At 34.4% G+C, this 16,649-nt stretch carries 15 protein-coding genes and 3 pseudogenes; 13 read left to right on the top strand and 5 right to left on the bottom strand.

The window, feature by feature from the left end; translation table 11 throughout:
• Positions 1-70 precede the first annotated feature (70 nt).
• Both OM967_RS03715 and OM967_RS03720 read left to right on the top strand, forming a co-directional pair.
• The gene (locus OM967_RS03715) at positions 71-403 is read left to right on the top strand and encodes a helix-turn-helix domain-containing protein (protein WP_041582615.1); all 333 of its coding nucleotides are present in this window, start codon (positions 71-73) and stop codon (positions 401-403) included.
• A gap of 34 nt (positions 404-437) precedes the next feature.
• Positions 438-809, top strand: a complete 372-nt coding sequence (locus OM967_RS03720) for a helix-turn-helix domain-containing protein (protein WP_041582616.1) — start codon at positions 438-440, stop codon at positions 807-809.
• 136 nt (positions 810-945) lie between these two features.
• Here the strand turns inward: OM967_RS03720 and OM967_RS03725 are convergent, their stop codons facing one another.
• Positions 946-2,028, bottom strand: coding sequence for a hypothetical protein (locus OM967_RS03725; protein WP_012673224.1), 1,083 nt, complete (start codon positions 2,026-2,028; stop codon positions 946-948).
• A gap of 198 nt (positions 2,029-2,226) precedes the next feature.
• On the opposite strand from OM967_RS03725, the gene OM967_RS03730 reads away from it, so the two are divergent.
• From OM967_RS03730 to OM967_RS08130, 7 genes and pseudogenes are all read left to right on the top strand, one after another.
• Entirely contained in the window at positions 2,227-3,150 is a 924-nt protein-coding gene (locus tag OM967_RS03730; RefSeq protein WP_264337644.1) for a hypothetical protein, read from the top strand.
• Between the two features lie 51 nt (positions 3,151-3,201).
• Positions 3,202-3,531 carry a helix-turn-helix domain-containing protein gene (locus OM967_RS03735; protein ID WP_007549995.1) on the top strand — a complete coding sequence of 110 codons (330 nt, stop codon included), beginning with the start codon at positions 3,202-3,204 and terminating at the stop codon, positions 3,529-3,531.
• A gap of 22 nt (positions 3,532-3,553) precedes the next feature.
• On the top strand, positions 3,554-3,928 hold the full coding sequence (locus OM967_RS03740; protein WP_007549999.1) for a helix-turn-helix domain-containing protein: 375 nt from the start codon (positions 3,554-3,556) through the stop codon (positions 3,926-3,928).
• Between the two features lie 297 nt (positions 3,929-4,225).
• The gene (locus OM967_RS03745; protein ID WP_007551899.1) at positions 4,226-4,357 is read left to right on the top strand and encodes an ankyrin repeat domain-containing protein; all 132 of its coding nucleotides are present in this window, start codon (positions 4,226-4,228) and stop codon (positions 4,355-4,357) included.
• A gap of 9 nt (positions 4,358-4,366) precedes the next feature.
• Complete coding sequence (locus OM967_RS08125) at positions 4,367-4,486, top strand: ankyrin repeat domain-containing protein (RefSeq protein WP_353285524.1); 120 nt, start codon at positions 4,367-4,369, stop codon at positions 4,484-4,486.
• A 59-nt stretch (positions 4,487-4,545) separates the two neighbouring features.
• Positions 4,546-4,806, top strand: a pseudogene (locus tag OM967_RS03750) (hypothetical protein); the annotation flags it as partial.
• A 50-nt stretch (positions 4,807-4,856) separates the two neighbouring features.
• Positions 4,857-4,976, top strand: a pseudogene (locus OM967_RS08130) (zinc ribbon domain-containing protein); the annotation flags it as partial.
• Between the two features lie 452 nt (positions 4,977-5,428).
• On the opposite strand, the gene OM967_RS03755 reads toward OM967_RS08130, so the two are convergent.
• The gene (locus tag OM967_RS03755) at positions 5,429-8,209 is read right to left on the bottom strand and encodes an ankyrin repeat domain-containing protein (protein ID WP_264337645.1); all 2,781 of its coding nucleotides are present in this window, start codon (positions 8,207-8,209) and stop codon (positions 5,429-5,431) included.
• Positions 8,210-8,826: 617 nt separating this feature from the next.
• Between OM967_RS03755 and OM967_RS03760 the strand changes: the two genes are divergently transcribed.
• A complete protein-coding gene (locus OM967_RS03760) occupies positions 8,827-9,849 on the top strand; it encodes an IS110 family RNA-guided transposase (protein ID WP_264337646.1) in 1,023 nt (340 codons plus the stop codon).
• A 287-nt stretch (positions 9,850-10,136) separates the two neighbouring features.
• Here OM967_RS03760 and OM967_RS03765 read toward each other — a convergent pair whose 3' ends face one another.
• Both OM967_RS03765 and OM967_RS03770 read right to left on the bottom strand, forming a co-directional pair.
• On the bottom strand, positions 10,137-12,395 hold the full coding sequence (locus OM967_RS03765) for a hypothetical protein (protein ID WP_264337647.1): 2,259 nt from the start codon (positions 12,393-12,395) through the stop codon (positions 10,137-10,139).
• A gap of 9 nt (positions 12,396-12,404) precedes the next feature.
• Entirely contained in the window at positions 12,405-13,769 is a 1,365-nt protein-coding gene (locus OM967_RS03770; RefSeq protein WP_264337648.1) for a hypothetical protein, read from the bottom strand.
• Positions 13,770-14,050: 281 nt separating this feature from the next.
• On the opposite strand from OM967_RS03770, the gene OM967_RS03775 reads away from it, so the two are divergent.
• The 3 genes from OM967_RS03775 (at position 14,051) to OM967_RS03785 (ending at position 15,731) form a co-directional block, all read left to right on the top strand.
• A complete protein-coding gene (locus OM967_RS03775) occupies positions 14,051-14,377 on the top strand; it encodes a hypothetical protein (protein ID WP_007549972.1) in 327 nt (108 codons plus the stop codon).
• Between the two features lie 391 nt (positions 14,378-14,768).
• Positions 14,769-15,386 (top strand): ankyrin repeat domain-containing protein, encoded by a 618-nt coding sequence (locus tag OM967_RS03780; protein WP_007549519.1) that lies wholly within the window; start codon positions 14,769-14,771, stop codon positions 15,384-15,386.
• 24 nt (positions 15,387-15,410) lie between these two features.
• A complete protein-coding gene (locus tag OM967_RS03785) occupies positions 15,411-15,731 on the top strand; it encodes an ankyrin repeat domain-containing protein (protein ID WP_191111447.1) in 321 nt (106 codons plus the stop codon).
• Positions 15,732-15,746: 15 nt separating this feature from the next.
• Here OM967_RS03785 and OM967_RS03790 read toward each other — a convergent pair.
• A pseudogene (locus OM967_RS03790) lies at positions 15,747-16,600 on the bottom strand (IS630 family transposase).
• Positions 16,601-16,649 lie beyond the last annotated feature (49 nt).

Below are 16,649 nucleotides of genomic sequence, written 5' to 3' on the forward strand. Positions count from 1 at the left end.
TTCTTTTTTTTCTACTTCATAAATTAAAAAATTCAATATAAGCTTGAGCAGCTAAAATTAGTAATGAAAGGTGGAATTAGGCAAAAAAATAAAAGAACTTAGATTATACTGTGGTTTAACACAAACTGAGTTGGGAAAGAAAATAGGCGTTTCGTATAGACAAATACAAAGGTACGAAAATAGTTCAAACCAAATTTTGGCCAGTAGGCTATACGACTTAGCAAAAGCACTATCGATTAATGTGGCTGATTTTTTTACTGATGTGCATGTCGACTCACATGAAACTTATGATGAAGAAATACTAAAATTAGTCAAAGGATATAATGAAATTAAAAGCAAAAGGTTACGTAGCGTAGTTTATATATTGGTAAAATCTTTTTCTCAAAGTTACAATGAGAGTTAGTATTGCTTCAATACCTCAGTTAATATATTAATAAATGATTGTACAAGATGAACAACATCCTATTGATAAACAAATAGGTGAAAGAATAAGGAAGAGAAGGTTAATATGCGGTTTTAGCCAAAGAGACTTAGGAAAAAAGCTCGGAATTTCATTTCAGCATATACAAGGATATGAAACTGGAGAGGTAAGGCTTGTAATTGATAGATTGTATAATTTGGCAGAAGCTTTGTCCGTTGATATGTCATATTTTTTTACCAAAGCTTCTGAAGACTTACACGATAAGGCCTTTTGTAGCGATGTGGGTAGTGAAGAAATATCAAGGCTAGTGAGGGAATACAGGAAAATTAAGGATGAAACGTTGCGTGATATTGTGCATTCAGTGATAAAAGCGCTTGCCAATAAATAATATTGCCTGAATATATCTTCAATCCACTTCTACAAGCAATGCTAGTTAAGGTAAATTTTTTATGGTAATTTTGATTAAATTTCAAGAACTACTTTACTTTGCAATAATTATGGCTATGTAAAAACATAGCCACCAATCAAGAACGTCCTACAGATGTCGTTTTGGTATCTTTTAATTTGCTCACCCAAGAAAAGGTCTCACTACTTTTAGAATTTTGGTCGCCCCACCTTCCACATCTAGTAAAGCTGCCTTTTTCCACTACTTCTTTAACAGACATTCCACCAAATAAACAACCCTTTCCTACGATTTCTCCTATTTCTTGCAACTCGTTCCACATTTCTTCATCTTCTACCTCAACTTGTACTTGATGATAGTCTTCTGTGTCATGATATACCATTAAATTTAGCTCTCCTAGGCTAGTGCAAAGTGTTACTGTAAAAGCGCTGTTATCGGATATATCTACGTAATTTCTTTTACCGTCTTTCCCAGTTTTGACCTCAACTTCACCATCACCTATTTTTATGATACTACCGCCAAGGTTTAAGTCTCCTTTACTTAAGCCCAAATTTTTTGCACCTTCTACAACTTTGGCAACATCAACTATGCAGCTATGTGAAAATTCAATATAGAAGGTCTTATTATCGATTTCTACATCTTCAACAGTTCCTTCTATAGTAGCGTCTTCTCCAACTTCCCTAAGTTTCTTGAGCCTACTATATATTTGTGGCTCAATTTCTTTTTGCACTTTTTGATACATTTCAGCTATTTTCTTATCAACTTGTACATTAAAATCTGCTCCATGTAAGGCTAACTTTCTGATTATATCTTCTTGTTTATTTTCTTTGAATTCATCACGATACATCTTAAACATTGTAACGTTAGTGAAGCTAAAGCCATCTTCGTTGCGAGCGTTTACTCTTATTCCTAAATCCAAAGCTTCATCGACGATTTTACTTAATTTGTCTAGATTTTCAGCTGCAATAGCTTTTTCCAAGAATTCATTTAATTTCACATTTTCATATTCACTTAGCCTTATCTTGCATAAAGCTGATCGAAATGGATTGAGCTCCTCAGGATATGTTAAGACAGGTAATTTACTAATCTTTTTATTTGCTGTTGGAGCAGCTTTTATAAAATTAGGTAATAACCCTTCTTTTGCTATTCGCTCTACCGCTTTTAACATTTTACTAGACAATTTTTTACCATTTATTTTTTTCATTGTAACCCTCACTTAATTTCATTACTATTCGATCATATCGTGATAAATATTATTTAATTGTTAATATTATACGACTTATTGATTTACTATATATTATAATAACAAGTTTTGCGGGCATCTACACTAGAAAAACACATCCTATAAAAATTATTTCAGTTTCAACAAAAATGGGGTATCGTAATCGTAAAATTGAAAAAAATGGATATCCTATCTTACTCTACTGAAAAGCTGAAAAAGCATTGTCAGCTACTTGATGATGAAGAAAAAATAGTTCTATATGAGCAGCTGCTAGACAAGGCTAAAGATATACTTGAAAACTCAAGAGATGATATTGCAAAGTTGAAAGAGGTAAGCAAAGCAGTTGTAGCAATAGAGGAAACTACCGATAAGCAGTTACTAGAAAAGTTTAATGATGATCACCCGCTAAGAGAAGTGGACATTTTAATCTACTCTCCTCAAGGAAATACTGAATATCTATTCAGCATAGATAACTCATCAGAGCTTTATGATTTAAAAGAAGATAAAGAAAAAGCTCTTTATAATGCAGTAAAGTTAAATGATGTTGAGCTTGTAAAAAAGCTGCTAATGATCCTTTCACCTACAGAAGTAAGTAATTTTGACACGAAATACTTGGAAGAATTGAAAATATTGCTGTCAGTAATTCACAAAGAATTGCAATTATCACAAGATATGAAAAATTATCTTGAGAAGACGATAAAGTTCTATAGTTTTTTATGTAGTAATTTTAACTTACTAGTTACAAATCCTACTGACGTAAAAGCCATAATTGATCTATTTGCTGCTCAACCAAATATTGATTACCAAATAGATAAGCTTCTACTTTCTTTTATTGTAAGAGATGTTGAGGAAAAAAAGCTAAACTTTGAAATTAGTCATATGATAGAACTTCTTGAGCAACACGAAAGATTTGCTGAGCTCGAATACAAGGTTAGAAGATTAAGATCAGAGTTTGCAAGTGGCAAAAGCAGATACTCGGCTGAAGTAATACGAAATAGCATTGCAGAACGAGAAAAAGAGATGAGGGAAATTGAGAAAAAATACGTAAGGCCAAACGATTTAATTAGCGAGAGGCAGAAATTATTAAAGCAATTACTTTGCTAGCTTTTTTTCCACTTCATAAAATTTGTTGTAAATTTGAATAAGAGGTGAAAAGTGCAATTAGGTAAAAAAATAAAACAACTTAGGTTAGATCGTGCTTTGACACAGACCGAATTGGGAAAGAGAATAGGTGTTTCGTATAGACAGATACAAAAGTACGAAAATGGTTCAAATTGTGTTTTGGCCAGTAGATTATATGATTTAGCAAAAGCACTATCGATAGATGTTGCTAACTTTTTTACTGATATGCACACTGACTCACATGAAGCTTATGATGAAGAAATACTAAAGTTAGTCAAAGGATATAACGAAATTAAGAGCAAAAGGTTACGTAGTGCAGTTTATATATTGGTAAAATCTTTTTCTCAAAGTGATAATACATAGTTAATATTACCTGATACGTAAAATGACTATACAACATCCTATCGATAAACAAATAGGGGAAAGAATAAGGAAAAGAAGGCTAATGTGTGGTTTTAGTCAAAGAGACTTAGGAAAAAAGCTTGAAATTTCATTTCAGCATGTACAAGGATATGAAAGCGGAGAGATTAGGCTTGTAGTTGATAGGTTATATAAATTAGCAGAAGTACTATCGGTTGATATGTCGTATTTTTTTACCAAAGCCTCTGAAGACTTACATGATAAGGCCTTCCATAGCGATGTAGGCAGCGAAGAAATATCAAGGCTAGTGAGGGAATATAGAAAAATTGAGGATGAAACTCTGCGTGACATTGTTCATTTAGTGATTAAGGCTCTTGCTAATACAGGCTTTAAAGCATAAATTCTCTCCTTGAGTCGTTGAAGAAAACTTAAACTTTCATTTTCTTCATCATTTTGCTTTTCTTTCACTTTGATGCGTGTAGTTATACCCTACACAAAGTATAATGTTTTAAAAATAAAAACCTGCACCATAAAATATTGAGATTTAGAATATTAACTTATAAAGTCTTTTCGGCAGTTTTAGCGAGGGTTTATTAGCAAGGATGTTGGAGGTTAGCAATGACTATATCTGAAGGTGTAATACAGCGTATAAGGCATAATGATAAGAACGCGATAGGGGGATGATTTTTTGGTCAAGGTGGCTGTGCACCATCCAGCTAAGTTTGATAGCTTAGAAGTAACAAAATTTTTAGTAAATAATAAAGGTGTAAGTTTTAACGCTAAAACTAATGACGAAAACAAGCCTATTCATATTGCAGCTGATTTTTGAAATATCGATATTGTAAAATTTTCTCTTAATAAGGGAGTAGAAGTTGGTACAAAAGGTAAAAACAATTGGACTCCTTTGCATTATGCTACCAATAAAGGATATCTAGGGATTGTAAAGCTTCTAATATAAAAGCAACAACAAGAATCATTTATTAATTCTAAAACCACAGATCAGTCTACTATGCTGCCAAGGAAGGACATTTATCAGCTGTAGAGTTTCTCATAGAAAAAGGAGCAAGAATTGATATTAAAAATTCCAATAATAGATCACCATTGGAACTTGCAAATGATGGAGGACATGAAGAAGTTGAAAGTTTACTAAGAAATGAATTACTTCTTGATGCTGTCAAGAGAAAAGACCGCAGTGGAGTAGAAGCTCAACTTGATAAAGGGGCTAATGTTAATTATGTACGTCGAGAAGATGGCTGTGCACCATGCTGTCAGTTATAACCATGAAAATCTTGAGTTTGTGAAGTTCTTAATAGGGAAAGAAAAGGTGAAATTATTTAGCACCAAAGATTAAAGAAGATATAGTAAATGGGAGGCAGCCAAGAAATTTGAAATTAGTTGATTTGAGAGAAATACCGGTGTTGTGGAGTGAGCAGATGGAAAAATTGTAAGGAATGGCGTCTTAATTTACAAAAGTAACAGAAAGAGTACGTGCCAGAAGGAGCTGATACGAAGGGCCATTCCAAAAGATGTTGAGGAAGTCAAGATTGATGTAAAAAAGCAAATCAATTTTATAAAAGCTGACACTCAATTATGCAAAAATATCAATATAAATGACGAAGATTTTAGCATGCTAGATACGACAATGGCAGAAAATGTATCGAATTTTAGCTGCACATTTTAATAATAGATCTGGGGAAAAATTCTATAGAAATCGAAAAATGCAACGTACAATACTCTAAATCCCAGCATACAACTCGAGAAAGTAGTACATGTGGACTAATCTACAGCTTCCTTTGAACCTGAAAGCGTACTTGAAAATTCATAAGTGCTAAGTAAATTCTTTTTTAACCATCTAAATAAACTTCCTCCATCATTGCTGTGTAACAAGTCATATACGGAGCTATGATCCACTTACAAGTAGTGACTTATGTTGGTGAGATTCTATCTTTAACTCGTCCATACTACACCTTGGTAAGCTTGAATAGCATTTTGCCAAGATTTTATTACTATTAAACAGTGGTTCAAAATGATCATGTCCCTTATTTACTATATGTAAGACATTATTGTCATCATAATCTATCCTATTATACTCACCTGTACTTCTTGATCCTAAACTATCTATTAGTTGATGCAAGGATGGATCTTGTTGTTCATCAGTAGCATGTAATGGATTACTCTCTACAACATGCAATTTTACACCATACTTTCCGCAAAGTATTCTACCTTCAACCTCAGGATCACCCCATCTATTGTTATTTAGAATATTTTTTGCATAAAAATCTGGAGTTTCCCTACGCACCACGCCATTATTATCATGACTGTTAGTAATAGCATTTATGAACCATTCTGGTGGGTTATTTCGTGCAAACTCTTTACAATATTGTCGCAATTGCTCAACAGTAGCTTTTATCCCTAATTGTTGTTCTAGTTCTTGTCTAAACGAATCAAAAAAACAGTTTCCATCTTCAATTGCTTGTCCTAAATAGAAATTATCAGGTATGTTTGATTTTTGTTCTTTATCACCTTGTTTTTCTGCTTTTTCAATAACTCCTTTCTCTAAACCAAAAATCTTACTCCAGTTATATTTACCTTCTAACCCCAATTTTTTACTTTCCTTTTCTGCTGCTTTAGCTAAGTCTGTTTTAGAAATATCCCCTTTTTCTTCACAGAATCTAGATAAAGTTTTAAAGATTTCTACCAGGTGAGTTTTTATGTCAAAATTCTTCTCCTTTTTTACAATATTAGACTCAATATAGCGTAAATCCTGTAATAGTTGTTGCTTTTCATTTACAGTTTGAGCAGCTGAACTAACTGTTTCGGAATATTGACAAAGTTTTCCTGATCTAGTAAAGAAACCTCGTTCTATGGCTTGATCAATTGGTAACCCCCCTAGTAAGCAATTCTTACCTATTTTTTCGTTACAATTTTTTAATTCCTCCAGTAAATCTTGATCGTTCACCTCTACTCTTATTAGATCTTTATTTTGTGTATCAGGATATAACCTGACCTCTAGTTCCCCCTGAATGGTATAGAAAGTTAATACTATATCACCACCTTCTGTAAGATCTGTGTAATTCCTTACACCATCTTTTGTGATAATCTCTACTTCACTATTACCGATCTTTACTATATTTCTTCCACACTTTACATCTCCATGGGTTAGCCCTAAATCCCTTGTTCCATCTGTAATTTGTGCAACATCTATTGTACTGTCCTCTGAATATTCTAAGTAAAAAGTAGCGTTATCCATTTTTGCACGATTTAACTTGCCGTTGGTCGCATTTTTTGCGATTTTCAGGAATTTCTGAGTACAATTAACATACTTTTCATGAGCTTTTATCATATTAGCTTTGTGATCTTTAAATTCTAATTCCAGTTCGCCAATTACATCTATACTGTTTTTAGTATAGCACGCTGCTCCCCACGATACCAACTTACATACTATATCACTTGCAACTTTAGGATTCTTTTCTAATCTACTAATTTCTTTTATTACATAATCTGTAAAGTTGTACTTTTCACCTTGAGAAGATTTTTTAGCGAAATTTAACATTACTCCGAAATCTATAGCTCTATCTACAACTTTTTCCAGTTGATCCATACTTTCAACTTGAGATATGTCATTTAAAAATCCACCTAGCACTATCTGTTGGTTTGGGATACTCCATAAAGTCCTAGGTGGAAGCAAACACTTTTTCTTCTTATTGCACATATTTGCATCTTTTTTAGGATCAGTTGCTCCTGCCTTTAGAAGTAAATCCACTGCTTCTTTGCAAGTAGCTCTAGCATAACTAAGTACTTTTGACATACCTACTCTATCCTGAACAATGAAAATCATTTTGAGATCCTGACTATTCTTATGTTTATCCAGAAACTTGCCTAAATTTTCAATAGCCTGACGATTAAAAACTTCACCTATAACATGAGGTTTTTTATAATCTTCAGGCGAGAGTATACCTAAAAGTATATCATACAGCTCTTTACTCAACTTTTTCTGATTGTCAGTTAAGAAGCATTCTAAAATGTGGCAGTTATTATTATCAATAGCAGTTTGTAATGGGGTTTTTCGTTTATTGTCCCGTATGTTAGGATCAGCTTTTCCCTCCAAGAGTAGATTTATAGTGAGATACCTATAGTTACTATCAGCAGCATAATGTAAAGGTGTTTTCCCTTCATTGCTTTCTATATTAGGATCAGCCCCTGCTTGTAGAAGTAAATTGACTAAAGTAGGACCGCTCTGATCATCATTGAGTCTTGAAGCAGCATGCAATAACGTTAATCCTGACTCTCCCCTTTTAAGGTTAAGAACAACTTTTAAATCTTGATCGTCCTTGTTATTTTTTAAAAAATTTTCAAGTTTTTTAGTATCGTACTCATGAAGATAAGAACCTATACCCTTAAGAGTTTTTAGTAATTCTTTATTTAACTTTTTTTGATTCTCGTTCAAATTTGTTGTATGAGCAAGCCATATACACACCAGCTCCTCAAATGAACATTGACCATCAACTAGAGATCTACCTCCATTTAATTCAGATGGAACCCATAAATATTTTTTAATTAACTCGTACTCTTCATCCAATAGTTTGTCTGTTTCTGACCACTCTTGTCCAGGACTTAATTTCTCTTCTAGCTTTTTGCTCGCTTGTTTACTTTGCCCGTTGATAGCTTCAGCAATAACCATATTTTCCTCCTAGCTTGATATATTATGTACAATATATAATATGAGTCAAGCTGATTTTAATATAATATTTTTATTATTTTGCAATTTTTGAGTTTTTGTAGTAAGTTCAGGTGTTTACATAAACTTTCTTTTAACCTAATAAAGATGCCTGATAGGATAGTAAACTTGCAACCTTGATTCAGAGTGTTAAGCAATCAACATAGCAGAATTTATAGTCTCTTTCCTTCCACATCAACTTCAACTTGACACTTCTATAAAATTCTCCGACATTGATTTTGAACTTACTACACGGATTTTTTTGCCTGCCCATCTGTAATCCACTACTCAATAAAGCCGATCTGGTTACAAAATGAAGTAGTCAATATAACACTATCAACCAATTCTAACTATAAACCTTGTATCTTGAAAAAAGCATCTAATGTTTTAAGCTTAAGCATTAGTTGGAGAAGGGAGGAACTCTGATATAAACCTTAGATATAAAATCTGTTTTGCAGATAAGAGCTCCCTCTCAAAAGTATAGGCTGGACGGCGTCTTAGAAAGACCTAAATGGTTCTAATTCTGTATTAACAAGGTTAGCCTTACTTTTCATTTTTAATGGTAACGTATGGGGTTATATATGATCAACAACTTTCTTGGCATAGATGTATCAAAAGATCGCTTTGATGTTTTTCTCTCATTTATAAGTAAAAAAGGAAAACGTGAAACTAGGAAAAGGAGCTTTAAGAACGATGATCATGGGTTTCAAGGTTTACTGAGCTTTCTACAAAAACATAATGTAGAACAAGTAAAAGCCTGCATGGAAGCTACCGGTTGTTATAGTGAAGCTTTGGCTGAATTTCTACACAATACTGGACATTTTGTTAGTGTTGTAAATCCTTATTGCATAAAATCCTACGCAAGAAGTAAGCTTACACGGCAAAAAAATGATCAGACTGATGCAGAAATTATTGCTGATTGTTGCCAAAGACAGGAACCTACTCGTTGGACACCACCTTCTCCTGAACTGAAAAAATTAAAACATCTTTATCGTTGCTCGGTTGCGTTAAAAGATGAATTGATATTAGTAAATAACCACTTAGAAAAAAAAGAGAGACTGCCCAAAGAAGTTGCAAATGCTTGGGAAGACCTTGCAATGAATATAGCTCAAAAAATAGAAACAATAAAAAACTCCGTACGTGAACTATTAAAGCAACACAAAGAGTTGTTGGAAAATTTTCAACTTCTACTGACTATTCCAGGAATAGGAGGGGAATCAGCAGTAGCTATTTTAGCTGAGGTTCCTGACATAGAAGTTTTTAGAAATGCCAGACAATTGGCAGCATATGCAGGAGTTATACCGAGAAATATAACATCAGGTTCATCTGTATATGCCAAACCCAGATTAAGTAAATCCGGTTCACAACCATTACGTAAGGCACTTTTCTTTCCTGCCATAGTAGCTAAGAATCACAATCCTATTATTATGAGCTTTTGCCAGAGATTAAAGGAAAAGGGTAAGCATAATATGGCCATAGTTGGGTCTGCAATGCGTAAGTTACTTCATATTGTTTTTGGTATTTTAAGATCAAAAAAGGCTTTTGATCCTGACCATATCAAAAACTACAGGGCCAGGAGGTTAACTGAAGGTTTAGTACTTTAAAATCAAAAAATGCTTCCATTCTATCTTATGTAAAATGGCATCTTACACAAATTCATTGAATGTAATTGGTATGTTGATAAGTAAATTAGTTTTATATATACAAGACAGCAGAAATTTACTTATCAACATAACTATAATCTGTATCCGCTATACAGGATGTGAGTTGGAAGTATTTTTTAGTTTTACAATACAGCCTAGGCAATGAGACAATTTTTATAATTTTTTTGTTGACTGACAAGACGGCGTCTGCTATTTATGACAGGCAATTAAACTCTCAATAATCCCTTTTATCTATAAGGAAAGTCGTCCACAGTGTCAATTCCTAAGTTATCTTTTATGCGTAGAACATTACTAACTGCTATAAGGGTATTTGGGACATTTTGTGCTGGTGCTTGATCATTAAATACGGCATACGAGAAAACCATTTTATCTCCATCAGTAATGCGATCAAACCCTCTACTCTGCAGATAACCCTCCACCTGTTCATCTGCTTCTTCTTCTCTATTTTGTACGTCTGCTTCAGTGGCAGCAAACTTTAGCTCTGTTCCAATTGGATGAGTACCTCCCATCCTTCCTATAGCTCGTGACAATACTAAGTCTAACTTTCCTCCTCCTCCAACCTGAAATTCACTAACTACCCTAGCAGGATTATCGCAAGTGTAAAATAATCCATGCAATGCAGCATGAAACCCAGCTTCTCTAGCATTATCTCTGTTCACTACCCATGCTAATGATTGGAGTCCTGCATTATTTGGCTGGGGTGGATTTAGCACGTTGGAAATTGCTTGGTAAAACCGTTCATGACTGTCTGGATCTTCATTTTCCCAGCCAGTATTCATCATTACATTTGCAGCGCGATGCACATTACTAACGCCACCTATTCGTAAAAGCTCACCTTGAAAAGGCTGATTACCTCTATCAAGCAGGTAGTCAGCAGGCGAGTCAAATGTTTCTACATTAACAGTTAAACCAAGATTATCATTTACTCCTCTTGTCCTTCTATTTATGGTCAAATTACACACCACTTCATGTACCATAGCATTCGGCCAACGCGATAGATCCAATCCATTGTCCGGAAAAAGTTGATTAGCCAATACGTGGCGAACATGAAATACGATCACCTCCTCCTTCTGGTCTCTACCTCGTGATACATGCAAAACCATAGTCAAAGCACGATCTCCAATATTTACTTGTGTATTGTATCTTTGCTCATCTAACATTTTTGCATTACCGTCATAGTGAAACAAGTGCTTATCTACTATTGCACGATTTCCTTCTATTGGCACAGTTCCTTTTGCAAATGCAATACTTGCGAAAGCAAATCCACTTGTATAGAGAAATATTCTTCTATCTCTAGCGTTAACACCACCCCTATTCCTAATACCTGGTACAGCAGGTACACCAAAGGCTGGATGGAGTAGATAATCCCTAACATTTTCTCCAATCTCCTCATCCTCTACAGGTTCAAATAATCTTTCCATTAAAGAAGAACCTTTTGCTAAAAAAGCCCTCACACCAAGCTGTAAACGTCCTGGGTTACCAAAATCGAAATTCACTCCAGCGCAGACAGCTCTTGGTGATAATGTTGGAATAGATATGGATGAAACGGGACATCCATTAACATAATTTCCAGCCTGCTCTAATGCACGGCCAGCATTCCTATCTGCTCTTCTGCCTGCCTTAAGTTCAGTTACACAGGGAACAGAATTAATTAACCTCTGTGTACCACGTACAATAGAAGTAATATCTGCATATCCACCACCTACAAACAGCTCAAGGTAAATATTGGCTACATTGCGATATCTAAAATGCATCAAAACACCGGAAACAAAACCATGATAGTCAGACTCTCTACCATAGAAGTCCAATGCCTGACTATATCTATCGTAGACACCAATAATATGCTGAAACACTTCCTCAGTAGTGTCGTGTACATCATCTGCATCATCACTTTCTAGCTGATTCATCAAATCCGGTAAATAATTATTTTGCAGCCCAGGTGTTCTGGTAATCTCTTGAAAACTATGTCTACGAGTTAAATAAGATGCATGATTTCCAGTAAACGGCCCTTGTCCTGCCTGAAATATCCTACATCTTACTGCTTCCTCTTCTTCATCTTCACCTTGATTATCCGCCCATATAAATGTTTTATACTCTTGCCATTCAAGCTCTTCATCTCGCAGGATACCTTCCAGCTGCTCCCTTTCCTGCTGGCTAAACCTAGAACCGTAGCTATTCTCTCTGTCAGCAATAGTATAGCACCTTACAACTCTTCTGTTATTTCCATCAGTTGTTAGAATTGCAACCTTTAGATTTCCCCTTCCAGGACTACCTGGATCATTATCAAAACGAAAGAAGATTCTTTCATCATTGTTTGCAACACCAGAATCATGTGCAGTAGCAAACATGCCAAAAAAGAACGCAGGAAAAAAGTGATCTTTGCCAACTGAATGCAGAAAAGATGGACATGAATCCAAGAAATATTCAAACTTTTCCGTGAATTCTCCACAATTTCCATTTATTAAACTTCTAACTAACCCATGCATAAAATACTCCTACTTATTGCGACCAGAAAAACTACTAACTTCAGTGCTTCCTAGTGTAGACTGTGGGTCACCAGCTCCACCAAAATCACCTCTTCCGTTAGGCACGGATACCGTATCTAATTCAGCAAGCAACTTTTCTGCTAATTTACCATAGTCTATATTTTTTCTCATACCATCCCTACCAACCATTTTTAGGTTATCAACAACAGATTTTTTAAAATACATAAAACTTTCAACTGCACAAAACTCTTTGGCAAACTGTAGTACCTTTAACACCTCTTCCTTTTTTGTACAACCAAGTTGCCAATCGACAATCAATCCTGCAAGCGCACGCTTAATCGGAACCCTTCCATTAGAAAAAAATACCGCAGCTTTTTCCTCACGCCCCTCATGATTATTGAAATTACCACACTTTATAAGGTTCATTATAGCTTCCCTAGCTTGAATAGTTGACTCAGAATTTTCGAGCATCATGTCCGAAAGTGAGGAGAGAAGAAGAGTATAACTCCTAGGTGAAAGTATCTTATCCTCCAGTATTTTATCTTTAAACATCGGAAGTATAGCTTGCATCGTATCAAAAAAACCTTGATGTATCAACGCGCTAAAGAGAGAGTACACTCCTTTATCTTTTTTTGATAGCTCAGAATCTTTAAACAGCTTGTTTTTTGCTTGATCGCTCATTTTACTAAGACAAAAGTCTAAAGTAACAGCACCATTATGGTCACATTGAACAGAGGATAATATAGTAACTGCATCAGTAATTTTCCTTTCTCTTTCTTTTTCATTTAGAAGGCTATAAAAATATTCTACTCCTTCGCTCCACTTAAGTTCTATAGCTTTCTTAAATCCTTCTGTTGCGCTGACATGCTTCTTAAATTCTCCAGATTTTTTATCAACCCAAAAGCTAAATACAGGGTCTTGACTCTTCATATAACCCAACAACTCACTCTTTACATATTTGTTATTGCTAGTTGCAGGCTTACCATCATCATCTATCTCTTCAGAAGAGAAGCTACTTTTGTAAGATTCAAACTGCTTCTGAAAGAGCAAAGGAATTTTATCTATCACGCAGTATCGACATGCCATATCATATATAGGAAGAGGGTTCTTTATTTCGCCTATTTTTTCTTCAGTAAACCTCTGTCCTAAGATTGTATTGTTCAATCTCGTACCTGACCAACAACTTTCATCGCGAAATATGTTGTATAAGAATTGTAGCTTATCATCTTTAAGATATTCTACCTGCCTAATGTAAGTTTTTACCCATCTTTCAATAGCTGAACGCCTTTCAGCCATGACCTTGGAATCTGTATGTTGAATAACACTCTTTAACTTACTAAGCACTGCAGCATGACGCTCCATCTTTTTTGGCATTGTACCTCCTATATAAAAATATTGAGAGTACTATGCAAAAGTTAGAATTAAATAGCAACACTAAAATCACCAAAGATAGAAAAAACTCCATGCAAAATATTTTCTATGTTCGAACAAATACAAAAATTCTATTGGAATTATAAGAAATACAAAAGAAAACATCCTTTACCGTTCAAGAAGTTAAACAAGAATCACAAGCGATAAAAGATATACTTACGTTATCATCACAGTCTAAAAATCTAGGCTATAACAATCAAAAAATAAGCGCAAAACCAAAAATAGTGGGAGCGGTTCTTAAAAAATCAGTTAAAAGTAAATCGATAGTACCATTAAGAGCTGAGAATCAAGATTATAGACAAGTAGTGCCAAAAGTGGAGGTGCCTGTTATAGTGGTTAATCGCAAGATGAAAAGTAAAGTAAAAGCAACAGTGGAAAATTTTGAGCAAAACCAAGCAAGAGAATGTGTAGGTATGCAACCCGCTAAAAGTAGTGCCATTATAGCAGCACAATCAGATGTTGGTATAAAGAAAAATCCATTAAAAGTTGCTTCCCAAGCTCAGTCATCCTTTATGAGAAATAAAAGATCTCTAGAAAATCCTGCAAAGTAGCAGTTTGATCATGAGCCTTGTGAAAGCTCTCTTAATTACACATGTAAACGTAAAGCAGTTAGTTACACAGTTTGAAAGACACCTAGAAATAGAGTGAATCCAAATAGATTCTCTAAAAATAGAGTTAAATTTGTTACTTGTTATAATTACAACTTCTATAGACCTGTTGCAAAAGGAAAGCTGCTGTTTTTTACGGTAGTTATTTTCAAAAAAAATCTGATTTACTTTACAGCAGGTCTTATATTATTTTGGAACTTGTTTTTCTACTCTAACTGCCTATTCTGTAAAACCTAAAGAGGTATGCATAAAAACTACTTGCATTGCTAATGTTATTCATTAGCATATAATCAAATCTAATATAGGTTTCTATATAAAATAGGCAGTGGAATTTATGCTCAAAGTGGAGCGTTCAATAGATTACTTAGAAAAAGAAAAAAATAATTCAGAAGCTTCCAAAATATTAGAGAAAGTACAACGTATAGGACAAGCTTATAAATCTTCTGAACTTAAACGTTATCGTAGGTTTGATAGTGATGGTGAAAGAGAGAAAAATACAGAGCTATTTTCTGCTATAAGAAATGGCAACCTGCAGAAAGTACAAGATCTTTTAAAAGCAGGAGTAAAGCTTAACATCATTGATAAAAATAATAAAGATAATACACCTTTACACTATGCTGTTGAAAGGGATAAAAAAGAAATAGTTAGAAAATTACTGCAAGAATGGAAGGCAGATGTTAACGCTAAAAACAATAAAGGTGATACACCTTTGCATATTGCTGTTTCCAGAAATAACAAAAAACTTGTATCGCTACTTCTAGATAAACAAGCAAGAAGTGATATCAAAAATAATGAGGGTAAAGAGCCATATGAATTAGCTAAAAATCAAGAGGTAAGCTATATTTTTAAACATAGGAGCTCTCATTCTTCTGACTATAATGATATTATGAGTCAAGCCAATCTTAATGAGGAGTTGATAAAAATTGTTAAGAGTAGCACCTCAGAAAAATAAAAATCAAACGACATTGAAGATCTTTTGAAGAAAGGAGCGAACATTAATTTTCAGGACGCTAATTATGAGTTAAATACACCGTTACATGCGGCTGTTCGCAAACAGGAACCTAAAGTAGTTAAGCTGCTTGTCAAAAATGGAGCAATACAAATCAAGAATAGTAAAGGTAAAATGCCACTAGATATTGCTAAAAGTCTTAATAACGAAGGTATTATTCAAGAATTAGGCAGAGCTTCACTTCTAAAAAGGGCAAATACTGGAGAAAACAAGCCAGAAATTGGTTCTTCTAAAAAGCCAAGAATTTCCGTAATCGCTCACAGAGATAAGGTGATTTACAAAGTATAGCTCTTCTCATAATAGTCAGAACAAAAAAGCAGAATCAACAGCATGACGGAAAGACTTAAAAATAGGGATATTTTTTCTAGCTCTGTTCTTTATAGCAAACCACTGATGCTCAATTTTGTTAAAGTCTGGAGAATATGGAGGAAGATAAAGAATTTCAGCACCAACTCCTTTAGCAAGATCATCTATTTTTTTAGATTTATGAAAAGTAGCGTTATCAAGAATTACAGTTTGGCCAGACCTTAAAATTGGAGTTAAAAACTGCTCAAACCAAGCCTCGAAAACATCCTTATTGCAATATCCTTCAAAGGTCAATGGAGCAATGATTTTCTCTTTATTTAGAGCTGCAATCATACTGACGCGCTGAGCTTTTTTACCTGATTTTAGTGAATGAAACCTCTCTCCTTTTCTGCAGTATCCGTATGGGTAGTCTTCTGTATTATCTATTCCAGATTCGTCAATATATACAAGATTTTCATGACGTTTTGTTGCTATAACCTTTGAAAAGTGAGCTCGCTTCTCTTCATTTCTTTCTTTATATCCGTAGGTCTTTTTTTCTTGTAAATCCAATATTTTTAAGTGCACGGTGAATCGTTTGTCTACTGATATTGCCCCAGAGTTTAGCCATCTCTGACTGAGTTTTGCCACCATGGTTTTTTGCAAATTTGGTAAAAACATTCCAGTCAGTAATTTTATGCTACGCTTCCAGGCTTTTTTGACTGAAAATCTCCCATTTCCTTACGTCTTTTCTGCCACTCATATAGAGTCGTTTTTCCAATTTTAAATCTCTCGGCAACATTTGCTCTACTTTCTCCTTCATCCAATGCTTCCATTGCTTTTTTCCTTAAGTCGTAACTATACGCTGCTGGCATACAAACCCCACTACCATAAATCCATATCTTAACTTGTTTGGATTATTAT

It is taken from the genome of Wolbachia endosymbiont (group B) of Dolichovespula media (genome assembly GCF_947179505.1).
Lineage (GTDB): Bacteria > Pseudomonadota > Alphaproteobacteria > Rickettsiales > Anaplasmataceae > Wolbachia.

Bases quoted from the DNA above. Each gene is read 5' to 3' on its own strand.
- OM967_RS03720 (WP_041582616.1), top strand. From the start codon at position 438: ATGATTGTACAAGATGAACAACATCCTATTGATAAACAAATAGGTGAA.
- OM967_RS03725 (WP_012673224.1), bottom strand. From the start codon at position 2,028: ATGAAAAAAATAAATGGTAAAAAATTGTCTAGTAAAATGTTAAAAGCG.
- OM967_RS03730 (WP_264337644.1), top strand. From the start codon at position 2,227: ATGGATATCCTATCTTACTCTACTGAAAAGCTGAAAAAGCATTGTCAG.
- OM967_RS03740 (WP_007549999.1), top strand. From the start codon at position 3,554: ATGACTATACAACATCCTATCGATAAACAAATAGGGGAAAGAATAAGG.
- OM967_RS03755 (WP_264337645.1), bottom strand. From the start codon at position 8,209: ATGGTTATTGCTGAAGCTATCAACGGGCAAAGTAAACAAGCGAGCAAA.
- OM967_RS03760 (WP_264337646.1), top strand. From the start codon at position 8,827: ATGATCAACAACTTTCTTGGCATAGATGTATCAAAAGATCGCTTTGAT.
- OM967_RS03765 (WP_264337647.1), bottom strand. From the start codon at position 12,395: ATGCATGGGTTAGTTAGAAGTTTAATAAATGGAAATTGTGGAGAATTC.
- OM967_RS03770 (WP_264337648.1), bottom strand. From the start codon at position 13,769: ATGCCAAAAAAGATGGAGCGTCATGCTGCAGTGCTTAGTAAGTTAAAG.
- OM967_RS03780 (WP_007549519.1), top strand. From the start codon at position 14,769: ATGCTCAAAGTGGAGCGTTCAATAGATTACTTAGAAAAAGAAAAAAAT.